General features: G+C 56.6%; 17 protein-coding genes and 3 pseudogenes. 7 read left to right on the forward strand and 13 right to left on the reverse strand.

The genetic code is table 11. From position 1 onward, the window contains the following. Positions 1-5 precede the first annotated feature (5 nt). From ccoS to ACMUVN_RS31370, 11 genes and pseudogenes are all read right to left on the reverse strand, one after another. Positions 6-164 carry a cbb3-type cytochrome oxidase assembly protein CcoS gene (ccoS, locus tag ACMUVN_RS31320; protein WP_414815959.1) on the reverse strand — a complete coding sequence of 53 codons (159 nt, stop codon included), beginning with the start codon at positions 162-164 and terminating at the stop codon, positions 6-8. Continuing rightward, the gene (locus ACMUVN_RS31325) at positions 161-2,446 is read right to left on the reverse strand and encodes a cation-translocating P-type ATPase (protein WP_414815960.1); all 2,286 of its coding nucleotides are present in this window, start codon (positions 2,444-2,446) and stop codon (positions 161-163) included. Before ACMUVN_RS31325 ends, ccoS begins: the two co-directional genes overlap by 4 nt. After that, entirely contained in the window at positions 2,443-2,928 is a 486-nt protein-coding gene (locus ACMUVN_RS31330; protein WP_130729022.1) for a FixH family protein, read from the reverse strand. Before ACMUVN_RS31330 ends, ACMUVN_RS31325 begins: the two co-directional genes overlap by 4 nt. Continuing rightward, positions 2,925-4,488, reverse strand: a pseudogene (gene ccoG / locus ACMUVN_RS31335) (cytochrome c oxidase accessory protein CcoG). The gene ACMUVN_RS31330 and the pseudogene ccoG overlap by 4 nt, the downstream one beginning before the upstream one ends. 199 nt (positions 4,489-4,687) lie before the next feature. Beyond that, positions 4,688-4,870, reverse strand: coding sequence for a hypothetical protein (locus ACMUVN_RS31340; RefSeq protein ID WP_130729024.1), 183 nt, complete (start codon positions 4,868-4,870; stop codon positions 4,688-4,690). Between the two features lie 11 nt (positions 4,871-4,881). Beyond that, complete coding sequence (gene ccoP, locus ACMUVN_RS31345; RefSeq protein WP_130729025.1) at positions 4,882-5,745, reverse strand: cytochrome-c oxidase, cbb3-type subunit III; 864 nt, start codon at positions 5,743-5,745, stop codon at positions 4,882-4,884. Position 5,746: 1 nt separating this feature from the next. Next, positions 5,747-5,899, reverse strand: coding sequence for a CcoQ/FixQ family Cbb3-type cytochrome c oxidase assembly chaperone (locus tag ACMUVN_RS31350; RefSeq protein WP_003568501.1), 153 nt, complete (start codon positions 5,897-5,899; stop codon positions 5,747-5,749). Between the two features lie 8 nt (positions 5,900-5,907). Beyond that, the gene (ccoO, locus tag ACMUVN_RS31355; protein ID WP_414815961.1) at positions 5,908-6,642 is read right to left on the reverse strand and encodes a cytochrome-c oxidase, cbb3-type subunit II; all 735 of its coding nucleotides are present in this window, start codon (positions 6,640-6,642) and stop codon (positions 5,908-5,910) included. Positions 6,643-6,650: 8 nt separating this feature from the next. Beyond that, complete coding sequence (gene ccoN / locus ACMUVN_RS31360; RefSeq protein WP_130729026.1) at positions 6,651-8,273, reverse strand: cytochrome-c oxidase, cbb3-type subunit I; 1,623 nt, start codon at positions 8,271-8,273, stop codon at positions 6,651-6,653. A gap of 775 nt (positions 8,274-9,048) precedes the next feature. Next, on the reverse strand, positions 9,049-9,753 hold the full coding sequence (locus ACMUVN_RS31365; protein ID WP_130654423.1) for a GntR family transcriptional regulator: 705 nt from the start codon (positions 9,751-9,753) through the stop codon (positions 9,049-9,051). A 1,331-nt stretch (positions 9,754-11,084) separates the two neighbouring features. Then, positions 11,085-11,657 carry a hypothetical protein gene (locus ACMUVN_RS31370; protein WP_080635755.1) on the reverse strand — a complete coding sequence of 191 codons (573 nt, stop codon included), beginning with the start codon at positions 11,655-11,657 and terminating at the stop codon, positions 11,085-11,087. Between the two features lie 1,457 nt (positions 11,658-13,114). On the opposite strand from ACMUVN_RS31370, the gene ACMUVN_RS31375 reads away from it, so the two are divergent. The 4 genes from ACMUVN_RS31375 (at position 13,115) to ACMUVN_RS31390 (ending at position 16,943) form a co-directional block, all read left to right on the forward strand. Continuing rightward, the gene (locus ACMUVN_RS31375; protein WP_017968905.1) at positions 13,115-13,531 is read left to right on the forward strand and encodes a hypothetical protein; all 417 of its coding nucleotides are present in this window, start codon (positions 13,115-13,117) and stop codon (positions 13,529-13,531) included. Between the two features lie 21 nt (positions 13,532-13,552). Beyond that, positions 13,553-14,668: a nucleotidyltransferase family protein gene (locus ACMUVN_RS31380; RefSeq protein ID WP_017968906.1), complete on the forward strand. Its 1,116-nt coding sequence runs from the start codon at positions 13,553-13,555 to the stop codon at positions 14,666-14,668. A gap of 116 nt (positions 14,669-14,784) precedes the next feature. After that, a complete protein-coding gene (locus ACMUVN_RS31385; RefSeq protein ID WP_130654386.1) occupies positions 14,785-16,146 on the forward strand; it encodes an NAD(P)-binding protein in 1,362 nt (453 codons plus the stop codon). A 92-nt stretch (positions 16,147-16,238) separates the two neighbouring features. Further along, positions 16,239-16,943: a hypothetical protein gene (locus ACMUVN_RS31390; protein ID WP_017968908.1), complete on the forward strand. Its 705-nt coding sequence runs from the start codon at positions 16,239-16,241 to the stop codon at positions 16,941-16,943. A gap of 326 nt (positions 16,944-17,269) precedes the next feature. On the opposite strand, the pseudogene ACMUVN_RS31395 reads toward ACMUVN_RS31390, so the two are convergent. Continuing rightward, positions 17,270-17,814: pseudogene (locus tag ACMUVN_RS31395) on the reverse strand (transposase); the annotation flags it as partial. A gap of 174 nt (positions 17,815-17,988) precedes the next feature. Here ACMUVN_RS31395 and ACMUVN_RS31400 point away from each other — a divergent pair. The 3 genes from ACMUVN_RS31400 (at position 17,989) to ACMUVN_RS31410 (ending at position 20,220) form a co-directional block, all read left to right on the forward strand. Beyond that, positions 17,989-18,129: an acyl-homoserine-lactone synthase gene (locus ACMUVN_RS31400; RefSeq protein ID WP_414815963.1), complete on the forward strand. Its 141-nt coding sequence runs from the start codon at positions 17,989-17,991 to the stop codon at positions 18,127-18,129. Between the two features lie 388 nt (positions 18,130-18,517). Further along, positions 18,518-19,261, forward strand: a complete 744-nt coding sequence (locus ACMUVN_RS31405) for a helix-turn-helix transcriptional regulator (RefSeq protein ID WP_017968911.1) — start codon at positions 18,518-18,520, stop codon at positions 19,259-19,261. Positions 19,262-19,524: 263 nt separating this feature from the next. Then, the gene (locus ACMUVN_RS31410; RefSeq protein WP_245489776.1) at positions 19,525-20,220 is read left to right on the forward strand and encodes an acyl-homoserine-lactone synthase; all 696 of its coding nucleotides are present in this window, start codon (positions 19,525-19,527) and stop codon (positions 20,218-20,220) included. Here the strand turns inward: ACMUVN_RS31410 and ACMUVN_RS31415 are convergent. Next, positions 20,217-21,104, reverse strand: a pseudogene (locus ACMUVN_RS31415) (IS30 family transposase); the annotation flags it as partial. The gene ACMUVN_RS31410 and the pseudogene ACMUVN_RS31415 overlap by 4 nt on opposite strands. Positions 21,105-21,209: the final 105 nt, after the last annotated feature.

Consider the following 21,209-nt stretch of genomic DNA (forward strand, 5'->3'; position numbering starts at 1 on the left):
TGCGGTTAGGGTTTTCTTCGATCGGTTTCGTCCTCGGCGAGAATTCGCCAGGCGGCGCCTTGAAGGTCGTCATACTGGCCGCTCTTCAGCGACCAAAGGAATGCCAGGAGTCCTATTCCTCCCATCAGCAGCGCGATCGGTATGAGATAGATCAACATGTTCATGCGGCTTTGACCTCCGCACTCCTGCCGATCCGCCCTCGAATGCGCGTATCCGGACGCTTGCCAAAGGCGTTCAGGCGCAGGGCGTTGGTCACGACGATGATCGAAGATGTCGACATTGCCACCGCCGCTATTAGCGGCGTCGCCAATCCGGCGATGGCAATCGGCACCGCCAGGACGTTGTAACCGATGGCGAGAGCGAAGTTCTGCCGGATGAGGTTGGCGGAGCTTCGCGCAATGGCGATCGCTTCCGGCACAGCGTCGAGGCGATCGTTGAAGAAAACGAGGTCGGCGGCCTGTCTGCCGATATCGGAGGCCGTGGCCGGCGCCATCGAGACATGGGCCGCAGCAAGGGCAGGAGCGTCGTTGATCCCGTCGCCAACCATGAGCACGCGACGCCCTTCGCCGTTCAGCCTCTGGCATTCATCGACCTTCCGTTTCGGCGTCAGAGAGCCCAAAGCCCTCCCGATGCCCAGAGCATGCGCCGTATTGTCGACGACGATCTGACGGTCGCCGGACACGATCAGCGTTTCAAGGCCGGCTGCGTCGATCTGGCCGATGGCCTCGCGAGCGCCCGGGCGAAGCGTGTCATCGAAGAAGAAGTGGGCAAGATCGACGCCGTTCTGCGACAAGACCACTTCCGAGAACGGACTATCGGCGGTGCGGGGCACGAAGCTGGTTCCGCAGGCAAACGCCGTGTTGCCCAATCGATAGACGTCAGCGCCCTTCCTGGCTTCCAGTCCCCCGCCGGGGATTTCCGTGACGCTGTCGAAGGACATGGGGGCGGTTTCGGTGCCCCGCACCAGAGCCTGAGAAAGAGGATGCCGTGAATGCACGGCCAATCCGCGGGCGATTGCCGTGCTGTTCTCTTCCATGGCGTCCACTCTGACAAGGCGCGGCCTGCCCATCGTCAAGGTGCCCGTTTTGTCAAAGGCCACAGTGTCGGTCTCGGCCAGTCTTTCGAGTGCCGAACCGTCCTTCACCATGATGCCCTTGCGGAAAAGCTCCCCCGCGGCGACGACCTGGACCACGGGCACGGCAAGACCCAATGCGCACGGGCAGGTAATGATCAGCACCGCTACGGCGACCAGCATGGCCTGTTTCCAGTCTCCGCCCAGGAGGCCCCAGGCAAGGAAGGAGACCAGCGCCAGCAGATGCACGACCGGGGAATAGAGTGTCGCAGCGCGATCGGCGATCCTGCGATAGCGAGCTCTTCCGCCCTCGGCGGCTTCCATGAGGCCGATGATCTCCGAGAGAAGTGAATTCTTGGCAATTCTCGTCGCCCGCAACACGAGCGAGCCGGTCAGATTCATCGCCCCGGAACTCACTTCGCTGTTGCTGGCGACGGCGACGGGGCTGCTCTCGCCGGTGACGATGGAGAGGTCCAGGTCGCTTTCTCCGCTGACGACTATGCCATCGACGGGAACCCGTTCGCCTGCGGCTATCGAGATTTCATCCCCCGCCGCGATCTCTTCTACCGCAATGTAGCGTCGCGACCCGTCCGGATTGATCAGCAATGCTCCGCGCGGGGCCAGTCTTGCGAGCCCGTTGATCGCCGCCCGAGCCTTTTCCCGCATGACATGATCGAGAGTTCTGCCGATCAGCAGGAAGAAGAGCAGCGAGACCGAAGCGTCGAACCACGCATGCTCGCCGTGATGGACGGTCTCCCACAATGAAACGGCATAGGAGAGCGTCACGGCGAGTGAGATCGGAACGTCCATGTTGGTGCGCCCGTGCCGCAGCGCATTCCAGGCCGATTTGAAGAAGAAGCGCCCCGCATAAACCAGCGCGGGCGCTGCTATCATCGCCGAGATCCAATGAAACATATCGCGCGTCGCGGCATCTGCGCCCGACCAGACCGATACCGAGAGCAACATGATGTTGGCAGCCGCAAAACCGGAAACGCCGATCGCGAGGAGAAGCTGATTTCTGGTCTTGTCGTTCTCGGGAGCGGAGGGGGTGAAGAGATGTGCGCGATATCCGGCCGCGTTGATCGCTGCGAGGATCTTGGATGGATCGGTTGCGCCCGTCTCGATCTCCTCCTGGTAGACGCAGCTCACCCTTCGCGCCGTGAGATTGACTCGCGCTGTCTTGACGAAGGGAAGCGTCAATAACGCCCGTTCGATGGTCGAAATGCAGCCGCCGCAGTGCACGTCGGAAACGCTCAGGTCCAGCTGGCGCAATCCTTCGCCGAGCGGCTGGCTGGCAAGGCGGACCTCTTCGGCACTGAATGATGTCGTGCTGAGGGCAAGTACGCTTTCCGCGTCCATGGTACAGCAGGTCATTGGCCTAACTCCGCGGTATCGATGCGTTTTGCCTCATGCATGACGACCACGCCGCCGTTTCGCGAGATGGCCTCGACGATCCAGTCACCTTCGGCTAGGTCATGCTCCGCTTCGAAACGCCCTGCGGCTGCCTTCCTGAGCGTAAGGTGGAAGTCCTCGTGGTCTCCGACGGGCCGTTTGAAATTCAGAACGACGTCGTCGACGATCGCAGGCGATCCGCTCTTGTCGCGAATATCGTAGCGGATCTCGTGCCCCTTTATGGAGAGGTTGCCCACGATGCCGGAAGCGGCCATTGCCTTCATCGCCGCGGCTTTGCGGTTGAACTCCTGACTGGCGACATAGGTGTTTTCCACGACCAGACCGCTCCAGCTGGAGGAGGCATAGAAGGCCATGGTGACGTTCACCGCGATCACCACGCCAAAGAATGCCGAGGTCGCAAGCAGCATGTGCAGGCCCGTAAAACCTTGAGCGGAGGTCTTCATTTGATGTCTCCCGGTGCATTGAACGCCGCGCGGTAGGTTGCCCGATCGGCATGATCGGTATCTTCGATAACGAACAGAAATTCATTGATCGCCGCTCCGGTAGGCTTGCGCGTAACGAAGACCTTGAGCGTCGTGGCCGCGTCGGGTTCGGCATGGACTGTAAAGCTGCGAGCGTCTTCCTTGCCGAACTCGGGAATGCGCATCGTCGCCCCCTCCAGCCCGACCAGACTTATGTTCACATCCCTCGGCGTCGGCACCATGTTCAGAACACGAAGCGTGTAGCCATTCCGCAGCGAGCCGTCGCTTTCCAGAACATATTGGGGGTTTCGGTCGTGAACGACGTTGAGTTCAAGGCGCTCCCGAAAGGTGAGATGGACGAGCATGGCCACGCCGACCGACGCCCAGGCGACTGAGTAAAACACGGTTCTCGGACGAAAGATGATACGCCAGTTGAAGTGCCGGATCGCCGGAATGAAGGTCCCATCCTCGTTTCGAACCCTGGATGGCTGGACGGCCGTTCGTCCTTCGTCCGTGGCAAGCGACATGTTGCCCGAGTATTCGCTCAGCGTGGCGTAGGCGATCAGGCCGCGAGGCGAGCTTGTCCATGACACCGTCGCAGGCGTCGATGCAGAGCGCGCATGTGATGCACTCCATCTGCTGTCCGTCGCGAATGTCGATTCCCATCGGACACACCGCCACGCAGGCATTGCAATCCACGCAATCCCCGACCGATAGGCCATTAACTAAAGCCTTCTTGGCGTGACGCGACCGCTGCTCGCCCCGCCAGTCATTGTAGGTGACGACGAGAGAATTTTCGTCGAGCATCGCACCCTGGATGCGTGGCCACGGGCACATATAGGTGCACACCTGCTCTCGCATGAGACCGCCGAGCACATAGGTCGTCGCAGTAAGGATGGCGACGGTGGTGTAGGCGGCTGCAGGAGCGCGGCCGGTGAACAGCGAAACAAGCAGGCTCGGCGCGTCGGCAAAATAAAAGATCCACGCTCCGCCCGTGACGACGCCGATCAGCAACCAGATCGAGTGTTTGACGACACGCTTCCTCAGCTTGGCAAAGCTCATGGGACCAGCGTCAAGCTTCATTCGCGCGTTTCGATCGCCTTCGATCGCACGTTCGACGACGAGAAAAAGATCAACCCAGACGGTTTGCGGACAAGCGTAGCCGCACCATGCGCGGCCAACCGCGGAAGTGACGAGAAACAGGCCAAACCCCGCCATGACGAGGAGACCCGCTACATAATAAAATTCCTGAGGCCAGATTTCGATGAAGAAAAAGAAGAAGCGCCGTGAGGAAAGGTCGATGAGGATTGCCTGGTCAGGCGCGTAAGGACCGCGATCCCAGCGAATCCATGGCGCGAGATAGTAGATGCCGAGCGTAATCAGCATGACGATCCACTTGAACCGACGGAATCGTCCCTCTGCACGCTTGGGAAAAACCTTCTTCCGAGGTGCGTAGAGAGGCTGCCGGTTGCGACGGGCATTGACCGGCTCGACATTGAGCCGCTCGATGTTATCGGGATCTGGTGCAGTGTAGAGGTTCATGGGACCTATCCGATTTCACCCGCTCTTGTCCCATCTGCGCCGCATCCGTTCCTTGATGCAGATCAAGAAATGCCCAAATGCAATCTCGTGGGAAAGTGATCTTCCCGAAAAGGAACAGGCCACGCCCTGGACAGAGGGCGCGGCCCGCAGGAGCTGCCGAGGAAAGGCACGATTGGGACATCCTCGACGAGGCTAGGGACTAACGGCGAGTCTGCTTGTGGTCCTTGACCCAGGTCAAACTTACGATCGAATTGCCGATCTTTGCCGGGTCGTGCTGATCGGAAGGCGGCGGCGTGGCCTTGCGCGCCGACACACGCGATCGTATGGTGGCCCGCGGCGTGCCATAGAGATCGAGGATCGGGTTGTGGCCGTGAGCTGCCATGGCTTTTCTCCTCACGTCCCGCCGCCAAGCGAATGCACGAAAATGGTAAGTTCCTTGACCGTCGTATCGCCGAGACGCCCTGCCCAGGCAGGCATGACGCCATGCTTGGGAGCGGCCACCTGACGGATGATCGCGTCCTCGCCGTGTGCCTTCAGCCAGATCGCATCGGCGAGATCCGGCGCGCCCATTTCGGCTTTTCCTTTGGCGTCGTCGCCGTGACATGCGGCACAGTTATCGACGAAGACCTGTTTTCCGGCCTCTGCGAGACCGGGGTCCGACGGTGTATTGGTCAGTCCCCAGACGTAAGCCGCGACCTGCCTTGTCTGGAGGGGATCCAGAACATCGGCAAAGGGCGGCATTTCGGAAGCATGAGTGTCCGTATCCCCGTCGAAGCGAATCCCATGCGCGATCGTCGCCTGGATGGCATCCAGGTCTCCGCCCCACAGCCAATCGTCGTCGTTGAGGTTCGGAAATCCCGGACCGCCGCTTGCTCCCGAGCCATGGCACGGCGCGCAGTTCACCTTGAATGCAGATGCGCCGCCGGCGACCGCGAATTCGCGAAGGGCAGAATCGGAATCGATCTCGTGCACCGTCTTGGCGGCGATCAGATCATGAAGCGTCGTCTGCGATGCCTTGGCCTGATCCAGGTTCTGCTGCAGCTCGGCGCGGCTGGAATAGCCCAGCATGCCCTTCGTGGCGTCGGTCATCATCGGGATGGCGGGATATGCGATCGCATAGCCCAAAGCCCAGACAATGGTGGCGTAGAAGGTCCACACCCACCAGCGGGGCATCGGATTGTTGAGTTCGCGGATGCCGTCCCATTCATGTCCGGTCGTTTCGACGCCGCTAAATTCATCGATATGCTTTTCCGACATCTCAATCATCCTTCAAGGGAATATCGGCGGCCTCTTTCGCCGTTTGCTTGCTGCCTGGGCGAAGGGTGAACACAACCGCGCCGACGAAGAATGCCGCCATTGCCAGGAGGCCCCAGCTGTCGGCGAAGTGTCTCATTGCAGTGTAGGTTTCCATGGATCACCTCACCGGTAGCCGGTCGCATCGTCGTAGGTCGAGAAATCGACCAACGTTCCGAGCATCTGCAGGTAGGCCACTAAGGCATCCATTTCGGTCAGCGCAGCGGGATCGCCGTCGAAATCGCCGGTCTTCGCCTTCGGATAGCGGGCAAGCAGGGCCGTCGTATCTGCGTTCGGATCGGCTTGGGCCTTCATGTCGGCTTCCGCATTCGCCAGCATGTCGTCGTTATAAGGTACGCCCACGTCCTCGTTGGCCTTCAGGTCCATTCCCACGTCTTTGACCGTGACCCTCTGCTCTTTGAGGAAGGCGTAACTCGGCATGATCGACTCCGGCACCACTGCCCGGGGATCGGCGAGATGCTGGACATGCCATTCGTTGGAATAGCGTCCGCCGACACGGGCCAGATCCGGCCCGGTTCGTTTGGATCCCCATTGGAAAGGATGATCGTACATGGACTCGGCCGCGAGCGAGTAATGGCCGTAGCGTTCCACCTCGTCGCGGAACGGTCTGATCATCTGGCTGTGGCAGAGGTAGCAGCCTTCGCGGATGTAGATGTTTCGTCCGGCCAGCTCGAGCGGCGTATACGGCCGCATGCCTTCCACCTTTTCAATCGTGTTCTGCAGGTAGAACAGCGGTGCGATTTCGACGATGCCGCCGATGCTCACGACGAGCAGCGAGCCGACGAGAAGAAGCGTCGCGTTCTTCTCGAGGATCTGATGTTTATCTAGTATCGATGCCATGTCTCACCTCATTCGGCAGGCTGTGGTTGGGGCACGAAAGTGGTTGGGATTGCAGCTTCGTCGCGCAGGTGGCCGCGGATCGTCATGAACACGTTCCAGGCCATGACGAGACCACCCGCCAGGTAAAGCGTTCCGCCGACCGCGCGCAGCACGTAGTAGGGGAACATCGCCGCGACCGTCTCCGCGAAGGAATAGACGAGGAAGCCCTGGGAATTGTACTCGCGCCACATGAGCCCCTGCTGGATGCCGGCAACCCAAAGCACGGCGGCGTAGACGACGATCCCGAGGGTTGCGAGCCAGAAGTGCCAGTTGACCATCCGCAGGCTGTAGAGACGCTCGCGTCCCCATAGCTTCGGCGTCAGGTAGTAGATCGCCCCGAAGGTGATCATTCCCACCCAGCCGAGAGCGCCGGAATGCACGTGACCGATCGTCCATTCGGTATAGTGGCTGAGCGAATTGACGGTTTTCACCGACATCATCGGGCCTTCGAAGGTCGACATCCCGTAAAAGGCGATCGCGACGATCATCATACGGATGATCGGATCGGTGCGGATCTTGTCCCAGGCGCCTGAAAGGGTCATGAGACCGTTGATCATTCCGCCCCAGGAGGGCATCCAGAGCATGATCGAGAAAACCATGCCGAGCGTCTGGGCCCAATCGGGCAATGCCGTGTAGTGCAGATGATGCGGGCCGGCCCAGATGTACATGAAGATCAGCGCCCAGAAGTGGATGATCGAGAGCCGGTATGAATAAACCGGTCGGTTGGCCTGCTTCGGCACGAAGTAGTACATCATGCCCAGGAAGCCGGCGGTGAGAAAGAAGCCGACGGCGTTGTGGCCGTACCACCATTGGGTCAGCGCGTCCTGGACGCCCGAGAAGACAGAATAGCTCTTGGAGCCAAGGAACGAGGTTGGAACCGCCAGGTTGTTGACCACGTGCAGCATCGCGATGGTGACGATGAAGCTCAGATAGAACCAGTTTGCCACGTAGATGTGCGGCTCTTTGCGCTTCAGGATCGTTCCAAGATACACGGCGAGATAGGCGACCCAGACGATGGTCAGCCAGAGGTCGACGTACCACTCGGGTTCGGCATATTCACGGGCCTGGGTGATTCCGAGAACATATCCGGTCGCAGCCATCACGATGAAAAGCTGGTAACCCCAGAATACGAACCAGGCCAGGCTGCCGCCGAAAAGACGTGCGCGACAGGTGCGTTGCACCACGTAGAACGACGTCATGATCAGCGCGTTGCCGCCGAAGGCGAAGATGACCGCCGATGTGTGAACGGGCCGCAGCCTTCCGAAATTGAGATAAGGGGCGATGTTGAGGTCGGGATAGGCCAGTTGCAGCGCGATGACCACGCCAACCAGGAAGCCGACCACGCCCCAGAATACCGTGGCGATCAGGCCATACCGGATCACCTCGTCGAAATAGCCTGATATATCGACTTTCCGCCGTTGGCCTGCCGGCGAAAAATCAACGTTCCTGACCAGCAGGGCAGCACCCGCGAGCAGGCAGAAGCAGAGAATACCCATGTGGACTGCAAAGAGGTGGTCATGTGCGAATGCAGCTCCTAGCAGCGCCAGAAACGCCGCGACCGTAATCACCATCGTTTCCGTTGTGTAATTCATGATATCGTCCTCAGTGCACAGACGGCCGCTTTCCGGCCGGCTTTTTGGTACTTGCGCCAGGACTGTCATGAAGACGGTGCTGGCATCTTGATCCAAGTCAAACTAGGCCAGCGTTTTCCCACTATGTGCGGGGTTGCTTCATTCGTGAAAGGGCTTGGACGCCAGTCTGATAGCTACGCTGAAACGACAAACACGAAGATGCAGATCAGCACTTTTCGGAGGAACTGCACGCCGCAGCCGAGCGACCCAGATGCTTTTCTCGCTTGCGCAATCTCTGCATGTCAGGGGGTGTAGGCCGGCGAGAGGACATGCGTGAAGTACGACGTCGAGCCGTCGCCAATGGAGCGATGCGCGGCCCATCTCTGACTTTGTTTAGGCGGAGAGCAGGTGGGGCGTGACCTTCAACGTCAGGGCGGTGCTGTGATCATGTTCGCCTTCAGCCGGCGAGAGATGATGGCCGATCTGGTGAAGACACGCGGCCGCGGAAAACCCGCATCGGCTCTGTGGCTGCAGCTTATTTGTGAGGCGAATAGGGTCCTCGTCGACGGCTGCGCGGAGCCGTGCATTGAGCGGGAAAAAGATTGGGACCACACAAGCAGTGAAGGCCCCGCCAAGATGATCTCGAACTGTCGCAGGATCTAACGCTCTTATTCTGCGAGCATTGCAGAGGTGAGCTTTTCTCTCCGCCGGTTCGTTCATTGCGAGGTCTTTCGAACGCAGAGCGGCGTCGAGTGAATTCGAGCCTTAGGGCTTCAGTTATGCGATATCACAAGATTCACGCCGGCCGAGAAAACCCTGTTAATCCACGTTCGTTCACCTCGTGTACGACCCTTGAGACGGCACCCTGTTCTAGATCAAGGTGGTTCATCAACGCGGACTGCGCCCGGTCCGTTGCCACGCCTGATTCAGACATTGCGGCACTTAGTCTTCCGAGGCTTTTGACAAACGCGGGCCGAAGATCCGACGCGGTTATTTCCATTCGTAAAGGGTGAGTACAAAAACAAAATCGGTGGACGATTTTGCAAGCCTCACAATTGGCCGCTTCCTCGGCGATTTTTGCGAATATCGCTTCTGTCCTTAAGGCGAGTTCGTCAGGGGACAATTTGTCCGACACGCTCCAGCTCTCTGGCGCCTGCGGCCGCATCCGATTTAAGGCCGAAATGAGGGTCTCGCGTCCAACAACATAAAAATCCAACAGTGTATTTTCTGACATCGGTCTCGTGAAAAAACCTCTCTGAGGGATGTATTGGATCTTCCCTTCCGCCGCCAGCCGCTGAAGTGCTTCGCGTACTGGGGTTCGACCAATATCGAGCTTAGACGCCAGATCCTGTTCCCTGAGATGTTGGTCCGGCACACGGCCGTAACTGTGCAGCAATCGCCGAATAGCATCGTAGGCAATATCGGCCTTTGCAGGTTCTGGTTCAATGTCAAAATTTAAATCGACCCCGCGACGTGGAGGCGCGTTCTTGCAACACCGCATTTGATAGTTTTCCTCTGTCGATGTCCTTTAAGGACTCTACAGGATCTTATTCGTTGATATCGGGCGTCGTTCCGAATTCAAGGCTGAAAATATTTTGGCCTCCCTATACCGGCACGAGTTTTGGCCCGAGCGAGATTCGCCGGCCTGTATTACAGCCGCGGTTGGCTTTTATCACTTTCTCTCGCAGTTGAGTTCAATGCCATGCGCAAGAGGTCGCGGTCACGTTCTCCAGCTACAAGGCTGACCTTCATCTCTGGCCTGTCAATTCTGGCTTTGTATGTGTGCATGTTGTCACGTCGGTTCATCTAAGCCTCCCTTCGCTGACCGGGGTAGGCCCCCGTGCCGCGTGTTGAGCAGATCTAGACGGCGGCTCGCCACAGATCAATATATAAGGATAATATATTTTTTGATATTTTGGGGTTATCGCTCGAGCGTAAGTTTTTGTATTTTAGCTTTCTGCGGATGACTAAGTAAACGTATAATACTGTACGTATTAATCAAACAACTGCGCATGTTCGGTCACACGATTCTCAGTTGGCGAGTCGCAAAATCTTTAACTGGCCATGTTCGCTTACCAATCGCTCAAGCAGCCGGATAAGTTCCTCGTCTTGCTAGACAATTCCAACATTTTAGGTGGCTCGATTAGTTCCTCACCTCGGAGCCGATGGCCACGGGAGTGAATTTCTTCGAGAAAATCAAATAACATAGGAAACGCAATGGAAGTGTATCATCGCCGTTGTCAGGGTAGGGGATCAGGCACTTTCAAGCGCGTGGGTAACGAAGACTTTGGCTTAACGCCTTGGATCTCATGTATTTATCAACCTGTAGGTGGAGTTAATGCGCAAGACCGACAAGCTGACGCTGGTGATGCTTGATCGATCGGTGTCGCAAGCCATGCAGCGGCAGCGAATTCGCTGTTTGCCTTCTAGACGGCTCTCTTTAGCACGGAGATCGAAGGTAGAATTCCGACGTGCAGTTGGACAGAGCCGAAATTTCACAATCGCTGCGAGGTCGCGCGCCAACAGCCCGACCGCGGGGAACACCATATGAGTCGGTTCAAATCAGTCCCGCACGCCAGCAGTTCCTCATCACTTAATCTTGGCCGCAACCGAACGAGCACTGCTGAACATCGCAAACTGCGAAACGCCGCCATAAATACGTGGCAGGAAATCACACTCTCGACCGCCGCATGGCATCCTATGCTCGACCCAAGCTAAGGCGAGCTACCGTATGGAGAGAGCTTGCCCATCTGTAGGCCGCTTGAGGGACCTCGCGCCTTAACTTGACACGAGGCCAGTAACGGTACAACGCTGGATGGATGAATTTGAAGCTCAGTTTCTGATTTTCACTACCTGCCAAGAGCCGCTTCCGCCGTCACGATTGAGCAGACGCGCACCCGTGACGCTGTATTTGAAGCCGCCTGCACCTACGCCGTTGGTATCCAAAGCGCCTGCCAGCGTACCAAAGGTAGCTACCAAATATATGTCGTTTGTGTCGCTCAGATTTGGATCATTGCGTTTATTTTGGCTACTAATGAGGACGTACCAAGCGGCCGCAATCGTATCATCATTCAAAGTGGTGGTGGTTGCCACGGGATAACCGCTATCACCCGGCGGATTGCTGCTGAATAATGCCAAATAACTTTCATCTTGGTAATTTTGAAGGCGAATCTGATCACCGCTGCAAACGTTTTGTCCAGGGGTTTTAGAGGAGCCCGGCGCCGCCATTATTGTCCATTGCGTAGCAAGTTCTTGTCCTGATAGGCTTGCATATGTTCCGACATTATCCACGGCACTGGGTACCTTTGATTCCCCGCCAACACCGAGGTAGCCGCCAAGCCCGACTCCTCCGTATGCGTTGATGATGCGCAATCTATCGCCGTATTTGAGATAATCGTCTGCCATTTTACGCTCCCGGTAGCGATGTGACGATCGAAAGGATCGTTCCATCGTAGGTTTAATAATGCGTCTCACTTGAACCTGGGTTCGTGGCGCTAGTAAATGAGTAAAATTACTTAATTGAGCGGCCTTGTTGCGGATTTCAGACGTGAACCCGGCCACCGTTCCAATCAAAGACCGGCCAGTTTTCGGCACTGAAGATTACCTCCTGGGTCAGCAACGTTTGGCATCGATACCTCGTGATGATCGAGGACATTTTGAGCCGGCAAAGAGAAGACTGAGCATGAGACATTACGATAAATGCTGCGACTTGCCGGAAGCGGGACCAGCTCCCGCGAGATTGTAGTCGTATTGGGAATAGCGCGCAGTACGCCCATTACAGACTTCCGATATTCGCATCAACCTCGCAAGGCGGCCCCACCGGGAGCTTACCGAGCGATGTGACAAGCGGAGGCTTCAGTTTCTCACCAGGCCCGAGATTGAAGCGATTCTGGACTGTACGGATCGAAGCACATGGCTGGAACGCGGCGATCACACTCTTCTACTGCTGGCCGCGCGAACGGGGTGGCGGGGCTCTCCGAGGTCATCGATCTCGACCGAGACGCGGTAATGTTCGGCCGCGGTGGATAGGTGCAATACATCGGAAGAGGCCGCAAAGAGCTAGGTACGCCACTCACAAAGGACGCACAGCAAGCCCTTCGTTGCTGGCTCAAGAAGCCCAGGAAACGAGGCGCAGCGGCCCTCTTTCCGAACATGCACGGCGGCAAGCTCAGCGTGCAGGCGCTGCTGAACAGTTTCGCCCAGGCGCGCGTGCACTGCGTCTCCGAGAGTGGCTCGGGAAAACCGTCAAATGACATCAGCGGCCGTGAGTTGTTGCTCAGCACGTCGGCAAAGCTAAGTAATAGTACCTATTTAAGTGAATCCTTTTTTAGCTCACAGTGGTTATCACAACATACGAAAAGGGTGCCTTTATACGACCACTACACCCAAAAGAATGATCGGCTATCGGCAACTACAGATTGCGTATAGCGGGACGCATGACTTCAAAAGAGGAGAATGGAAATGGCTTATGCAAGAAATCCCTTTCTTCAAGCATCGCGTGCAGCAACATCGTCGACAAAACCTAGCCGCGGTTTTTGGACTTCGCCAGCTGGAAAACACCTACGTCTAGCCAAGAACTGCTTCGCATTGGCGAAACAGCACAGGGCGGCAGGCAACAAGAAGAAGTATTGGAGCCTGCTGAATGCCGGCCGCAGTGCTTTGGCCCTTTCCCGGCACGAGGTGTCCCTTTGGAAGCGCGGGCAGAGTGTCCGGCGCAGGTCTTACGCGATCCATCGCGCCGTCTAGGTGTGTCCCTCCGGCGCGGAATGTATTCTCGCGAGTGCATTCCGCGGCAATTGTTTCTGCGCAGCCCGAGGCAACGGTCTTTTGGCTGCATTTCGGTCTAGGGAGGAATAACTAAGATGAGCGACTCGTTGCTTTTTGGATATTCGGTAGAAGAGAACGACGGCAAGTTCGTCATCACGTTGGCGGGGAAGCTGGCTGTTCTGATTATGCAAGATATTGGGGCAAACATCGAACCCGAAGCTTCTGGCACTGCCTGCTTGCCCATGATGTTTCCCTATAGCCTGCTTGCATCCCATGCCGTCCGGATGAGCTCTCAGGCCGCTGTCGAGGGGGGACAGAAGAGCGAGTCCACACTCTCCGACATCTTTGCACAGGGCTTTGACAAGGATTTAGGAGAATTCGATCGCCAACTCGAACGTTATCAGGCTCTGCTATCGCCAGCTGGATCGAACGGGCGCGGGCACGAGACGCCGGTTGCCGTGAATGAAGCCGCCGATGTCGCTAAAACAAAAACGGTCGTCTCGAAAAATTAAGAGGATAGAAGGAGAGCAACAATGGTTCAGCTGTCCCGAGAGGAGACTTTTCTCCTACTGACTTGTAGACCGGACCTGACGCCCTCCGATGACGTGCGCCTGCAGCGGATTGTCGATTCGGATCTGGATTGGTCATTCGTCCTTTGGCGTGCCGAGAGCTATCAGACATTGCCGTTGTGCGGTTTCCACCTCAATAGACTAGCCTTGCTTCCCCGGACACCAGAATGGGTCGTCCACTACATACATATGTGGTCGCAGTTGTCGAAGGCGCGGAGCGAGGTACAATTCCGTCGCCTTGGTGAACTTCTAGGACATTTTCGTGCGTGCGATCTGGAACACTATTTGTTCAAGGGTCCTCTATTGGCAGCTCTGCTATATTCCGACCCGGCACTGCGCCCGATGCAGGATTTGGACATTATGGTGCGCAAAGCAGATGTCTGGCGAGTGCAGAAAGAGCTTTACCGATTGGGTTATCAGCACGGAGTATTCAATCCGGCGGATGGTGTCTTCACACACATGTTCCGCAAGATCACACACCAGACGCTCGAGCATAAGTACGCGCTACATTCAGTCACTATGGTCGAGGAGATTCGGCCGAAGTTCGATACGACCCTAATCGCGCCAGAATGGCGAACGCGGCAGATCAAATCCTTCGTCCAAGACGATGGCTCGGTGCGGATGCCGGTGTTCGTCGACATCCACTTCAGTCTTGGAGCTGGCATGGAGGAGGTAGACGTCTGGCGCGGCGCCGGTCCCCGCAGGTTGCTCGGTCGAGAAGTGCATTGTCAGTCGCTGACTAGCGTTCTGTGGTTCAGCGCTGCCCGCATCTATTTTGAAGCCTACCAACATGGCACCCTGAAATTGCAGATGCTGGGCGACATCGACGCGCTGTTGCGCCTTCATGCCGAGGACATCGACTGGCCCGAGTTGCTTGCGGTTGCCGGCAAGTACGGCTTTTCAGCTGCAATCTTCTACGTCCTTGAACAGGTTCGTCGCCTCTTTGATGCGCCGGTTCCCTTGAAGGTGTTGGCGCTTCTGATGCCAGATCAGCAAGGACGGCCGGATGAAGCGGACTTCGGAGACATTGTCCCTAAGCTGTTATCGCGTACAGTCATCAGTGATCTTCAGCTCGCTTGAGGCGGGACCCGCGGCCGGCCTTGCGACACGGCAATTACAACATGGCTAAGCTATTGCAGCTAGCGATCAAAGGTGGTCGCCGCCTGGCAAGGCGATCCTTATATGAGGAGCAAACGGTGGAACGCGTAGCAATAATCGGTGGAGGGCCGGCCGGCCTGGCAGTTGGCCAGGCTCTTGCCAAACAGCGTATTAAATTCCTCTTGTTCGAGGCTGGCCGTACGCTTGCAGAACGTAAGCATGACGTGGCAGACCATCTAGGAAGCGGAATTGGTGGTGCCGGCCTTTTCTCCGACGGCAAGTTCAGCTTTTTTCCATCCGGCACACATCTTTACACGCTAGAGGGCCGTTGCCGTCTTGAGGATGCCTATGGCGCAATCGAACGCCAGCTGGCGGAGGTGGGCATTCCGGCGCCCCCTTTTGATCCGGACACCGAAACCAGCTTTCTCGGCACGGGCCAGCCCATGATATGCAAGGACTATCCGTCGACCTACGGCTCGTTGGCGCAGCGAAACGCGCTGATAGCCGCCATGATGCATGAGTTCAGCAACCTCATCTTGGCCAACACGCGCGTGGAAATGATCATTCCCTCGCCACAAGGCTACCTCGTGCAAAGTCGTGGAGCGGACGGCGATCTGAGAGAGGAGTTTTTCACCCATCTTGCGATCGCAACTGGGCGCTTCGGTCCGCAGGCACTACGGTCCATGATGACGGCGCCGATCGCCATGACCGACCTGCGATACGAGTTTGGTATCCGTATCGAACATCCTAACGGAGTTGGGTTCCTTAACGCCGTTAAACGCCCAGACGTGAAATACATTCTCGATGCGGCGTGTACGGAAGTGCGAACCTTTTGCACTTGTCGCGACGGGGAGGTTTGGATGATCCCCTATGGTGGCACTGCTGCTCTTTCCGGTCGGTCGGACGGACCCCCGACCGGCTACTCCAATTTCGGTTTACTGGCGCGCTTCGGCGGGAATAATCTCGACAGAGGTCGACAGATTTGGGCCGATTTGCAACAGCGGTTGGGGAGCGATACGACGGCGACATGGCAGCCACTCACCGAATTCCTAGATCGCCCTTCCATATCCCAAGCGCTTGAATTCGGAAAGGCTGATCGTCCCTGGTTCCCGCGGCAGAAGTTCAGCAGGGGCGACGTGGCCGCTCTATTACATCCCGAACTCTATAGGATCCTCGCCGAAAGCGCGCGTATGCTCATCACGCAGTTTCCGGACATGGCGACGCCAGAGACTGTCTGCATTTTCCCATCAGTCGAGGGTGTTGGTGCCTTCCCGACCGTTGATGCCGCCTTGCAGAATCATAGTGGGCGGATCTGGTATTGCGGCGATGTCGTCGGCCGGTTTCGCGGCCTCGTCCCCGCCCTTGTCAGCGGACATTATGTCGGGGCCTCCATCGCGGCATGTCTTCGCGAAACTGCGGCCGAGGAGTTACATGATGTGCAGACAATTGCCGCACAATAAACTGGCGCGGAAGTACACATCCGAAAATCCGAGCCGATCAACGGGCGGCAATACTGCGATAAGCGCAGACCATTTGCGGGAGGTAGTGGAGCATGCTTATAGCAATCGAAGGAATTGATGGAGCGGGCAAGACTCATATTGCCCGAAAGTTGGCTCATAACCTGCGTGATGGGGGGTATCTGGCCCGTTATTTGAATAAGAGCGACATAGAATTCGGAGACGCTTTCACTGATAGTCGGCTTCGCCTGCTAAAGGAAATCATTTGGCCTGAACAGGGCGAACCGAAGATTGACCTGCTCGGAACCCATTTTTATTTGTTTTTGCTCGCATCCTGGTTTTCTGCCGTGGGCCAAATGCTTCGCAGAGAGCCCAGGTTTGGCAATCTCATCACCGTTATGGACGGTTCGCAGTTCAGAGTGGTCGCCAAAGCGCATTGCCGAGCGAAGATCGACAGAGCCCAGCTTCTCGATTATTTCGATCGGGCTGCCGAGCCTGATCTAGTCGTCCTGTTGGAGATAGAGCCGCATGTATCTTGGCACCGGCGCACGGTCTTCAAAGAGACCGAGATGGGGCGTTGGGACGGTTATCGCGGCGATCCGCGCGACGCTTACTGCGCCTATCAGACAAAGATTCAGAACGTCTTGCAGGAGATGGCTTGCGAACGTGGTTGGCTTGTCGTTCCTCAGAATGAGGATACACGCGATACCGATGTCGTTGATTGCATTTTGCAGCACATTGCCGCGCAACACGACGTCGAGGAATACCACCTGGCTAGGAAGGCTACACCGTGTGAATAAAATTACTGCAAATCGCCAACCCACTTTACATCGGCAGCTGCCATTGGCGGCCCTTCTGCAGTGTCACAGCATAAATAATTGGTCTCCGAGGGCACAAGAAACGAAAACTTCGTAAGAAAACATACAGACGCCCGCCGGGGCGGCGCCCTTTAAGCCCAGCCGTTCACGCAGCTTAAGCCCCACGGTGCGTAGCGGCAAACAAGGTGAGATTCGTATAGCCTCATTGGAGAATGCTCCTGAATGAACTGCCTATTGCCTCACCAAAATGCTCCTTTCGCGTTAGGGCAGCTCCGTTGTTCTGCTGGGGTCGATTCCGAAGATCATCGATCCCGGCCGGTTCTCCATGGTTCCTCCTGGAACCATGCACGGAGATCTTCCGTAACGCTAACGAGCGGGTCGGGTCGCCGCCGCTCACCCTTGAGTTTCGGCTTCGCTTTCGCCGTCGGACGAACCTTCCCGTCTGTCCAAGCGACACGCAAGCTTTGTAGAAAGCTCTCGATATCAGGAGCGTCGGTTGATGGTGCGCCCTGGTGAGCGATGTCAACGAGGCGCTGTTGTCCCGCACGAATGCCGCGGAGAAGCTTTACGGAGTCGAGTTGCTCGCTCATGTGCAATAGGCGATTGCGAACCTCGGTCGACGTTCTTGGATCCGTCATCAGCCGCTGATGCGGTGTCGCGGGAGAAGCGTATCTTTTCTTGACCAATGTGCCATCACGCCGCTTTTCCAGGAGTTTGAACGACGGTTGAAAGAAGTTTACGAACAAACGCATTGAACGGTATAGGTCCGCGAGCGTCGCCGCAGCTTCAACGCCTTCGTGGCGATGATAGCCGGCAATCCCCGCCGGACGACCGATCCGTTCTTCTGCTCGACACCTTTAGGCACTCCTTATCACTTCGCAGGACCATCGACGACGGCGTTGGCCGGCGAACGCGTGAAAACTAGGTAATTTCACTCATTTAAACGACCGGGGGTCTAATGCATTCTTTGATGGGGGGCAGAATGATAAGATTTTACGTCGGTCGCCACGAATCACGCGGGCAAGCAATGGAGAAAATTTGGCGCTTTCGGCACGAGCAATTCGTGGAAAGGCTTGGCTGGGAGGCGCTTTGTAGAAATGACGGATTAGAAATCGACCAGTTCGATCACGACCGCATCTCTTATCGGATGTTTATCCGCAGATCATGAAAGGGCAAGCATGGCCGCGTTCGCCCGAGATCGTACCAATCCAGGCAAAGCCTTCCATGTCTGGCTTGAGGAAGCATCATCAACTCTATTCTATCCAAGGAAACACCCTCTTGCTCGAGCCGGAGGTTCGAAATCCGCTGAAGCCCGATGCTACTTTGCACCAGGTCAAGCCAGCTCTGACATCAGGTCCGGGCCATTTGCAAGTACATTGTCATAAGCAAAGGCGGAGCTGTTGACCTGGTTTCGTTGTCTGGGCAACTTTGCCAAAGATACAGACAAGGCTCCTCTTCGCTGGGTTTTTCGTCTACAGTGGCTACTCGGAGAGTTAGCTCCTACCGGAAGCGACCATGAAAAATGCTGCCTTGAGTAGCATGTCCTGGAGGGAAGAGTGGACAGCGAGGCGTTGGCAACGGCAAATGTAATGTTCGACTTTATATCAGACGCTGCACTAGCGAAGAGCAGTGAGGATATACTGAAGTCATTGAACAGAACAGCGTGCCACTTTGGTTTTAGTTGCTTTGCAATGTCCGGCATACCCTTGCCTACGGAGCGCATCGATCCGTATTTCTTGTTGAACGCATGGCCCTACGAGTGGTTTGAACGTTATTCAACGGGCAATTACGTCCATGCCGATCCCGTGATCCATTTGAGTAAAATGCAAGACGGTGCCTTTGTGTGGTCGGAAGCACTGCAGGGTCAAGAGCTCGGCCGTCATGCGCGCCGGATTATGATGGAGGCCCGAGAGTTCAAAATGAAGGATGGTTACAGTGTGCCACTGCATACCGCCGACGGCTTTCAAGCAATTATCACTTTCGGGGCAGAGAAGGTGGATCTGTCGCGAGCTGCCAGAGGAGCGCTACATATCATATCAATTTACGCCCATAACACAGTGCGCAGCCTGTTAACGAAAAACGTGAGCTCCCAAGACAGGCGCCTTTTAAGAATAACTGCGCGTGAACGAGAGATCATTCAGTGGTGCGCTGCGGGCAAGACAGCGGTGGAGATCGCGGCAATTCTAGGCCGCTCGCATAGAACCATCCAAAATGAGATACTCAATGTTCAACGCAAACTCGATGTCGTCAATTCGGCGCAGATGATAGCGGAGAGTTTTCGTTACGGAATCCTTCGGTAAAGTAACGCCCTCCTGGGTGAGGGCCGCAATTTCGATGACGTCTGATCACGATTGTCCGATAAGGCGCGCGTGAACCCCAAACCTTAGCCAATCTCAACACTATGGACCGCGGTCCGTTCGCCATGTCACCTTTAGGCACTCCTTATCACTTCGCAGGACCATCGACGACGGCGTTGGCCGGCGAACGCGTGAAAACTAGGTAATTTCACTCATTTAAACGACCGGGAGTCTAATGCATTCTTGCACTATGTTGGGGGGGCAGAATGATAAGACTTTACGTCGGTCGCCACGAATCACGCGGGCAAGCAATGGAGAAAATTTGGCGCTTTCGGCACGAGCAATTCGTGGAAAGGCTTGGCTGGGAGGCGCTTCGTAGAAATGACGGATTAGAAATCGACCAGTTCGATCACGACCGTGCGCTGCACCTTGCATTGTTCTTCGAAGATACTGTCGTGGGATATACGCGATTGCTCCCGACGACTGAACCTCATCTCTTATCGGATATTTATCCGCAGATCATGAAAGGGCAAGCATGGCCGCGTTCGCCCGAGATATTCGAGTGGACCCGATGTATTGTCGCGGAAGGTCAAATTCTAATAAATGGGGTATCGGCGTCACATGTCTTGATGACCGGCGTGATGGAATTTTGCCTTGTTGCCGGCATAACCTCGGTGATCGTCGAAACGCACCCGAAGCTCGTGCAACTCTTAGTCTCAACCGGTTGGAACGTAACCGAGCTTGGTCCGCCTTCGCTGCTCAATGGCGTATTAATCGTACCAATCCAGGCAAAGCCTTCCATGTCTGGCTTGAGGAAGCATCATCAACTCTATTCTATCCAAGGAAGCACCCTCTTGCTCGAGCCGGAGGTTCGAAATCCGTTGAAGCCCGAAGCTACTTTGCACCATTTGCATTACTGTGAATTCATGGCGAAGCGCGACTTGGAGGCTGATAGAGGCTAACCGGTGCGCCGGATTTGGGCGAGGAGTTTCTGGCGGAAGACTTCTGCCGGTGTTTTGTAGCCGAGGCATTTGCGTGGCGTTGCGTTCAGGCGGTTGCAGATCTCGGTCAGATCGCGGTCGCTGAGAGACAGTGGATCGACCTCTCTCGAAAGCCATTTCCTGGCCCGTCTATTGGTGTTCTCGACGGTGCCCTTCTGCCACGGGGATTGCGGATCGCAAAACCATGTCTGCGCTCCGATGCTGGCCTGCAGGTAAGGCCAGTCAGTGAACTCCGTGCCACGATCGAAGGTGATCGAGCGGCGGGCGAGGTGGGGCAGGGATTGCAGCACCTGGATCAGGCCGTCCATCACCGGCCTCGATTGCCGGTCATTGTTGCGCAGCAAGACGGCAAATCGGCTGACCCGTTCGACCAGCGACGTCACGTTGGCCTTTCCGAACTTCTTGCGAAACTGGATGAGATCGCATTCCCAATGCCCGAACTGTTTGCGCTCGGCGACGGCGTCTGGCCGGTAGAGAATGTTGACATCCGGGGTGAACCGCCTGCCATGGCGGCGTCTGGCGTGGCGCGGCCTGCGTCTGGCACGATGCTCCGGCAGGTGTCGCCACAGTTTGATCGCGTGACCGTCCGAGGAATAGGCGAACTTATAGATCGTCTCATGGCTGACGGAGATCGGATGGCGCTCAAGCTGCAATCGGCCAGCGATCTGTTGTGGCGACCAGCCATGCATGATGCGCTCGATCACCGATTGGCGCAGCTGCGAGAACCGGGCAAGTTTGCGCAGCTTGGCACGCCGTTCTCGCGCCATGTCATTGGCCATCACGCAGTAGTAACCGTTGAGGTCCGGCATCTCACGATCCTCGAACGTATTGCGGCGCAGTGGCCTGCTGCCGGTTTCATGGACATCGAGTTAAGGTGTTCCTCCTGAAACCGGAGAGCATGAATGCAAAGACGAATATTCAGCCGCGAGTACAAGCTTGAGGCTGTGAAG

Origin of the sequence: Rhizobium sp. IY2 (assembly GCF_047532935.1) — a bacterium.
Taxonomy (GTDB): Bacteria; Pseudomonadota; Alphaproteobacteria; order Rhizobiales; family Rhizobiaceae; genus Rhizobium; species Rhizobium anhuiense.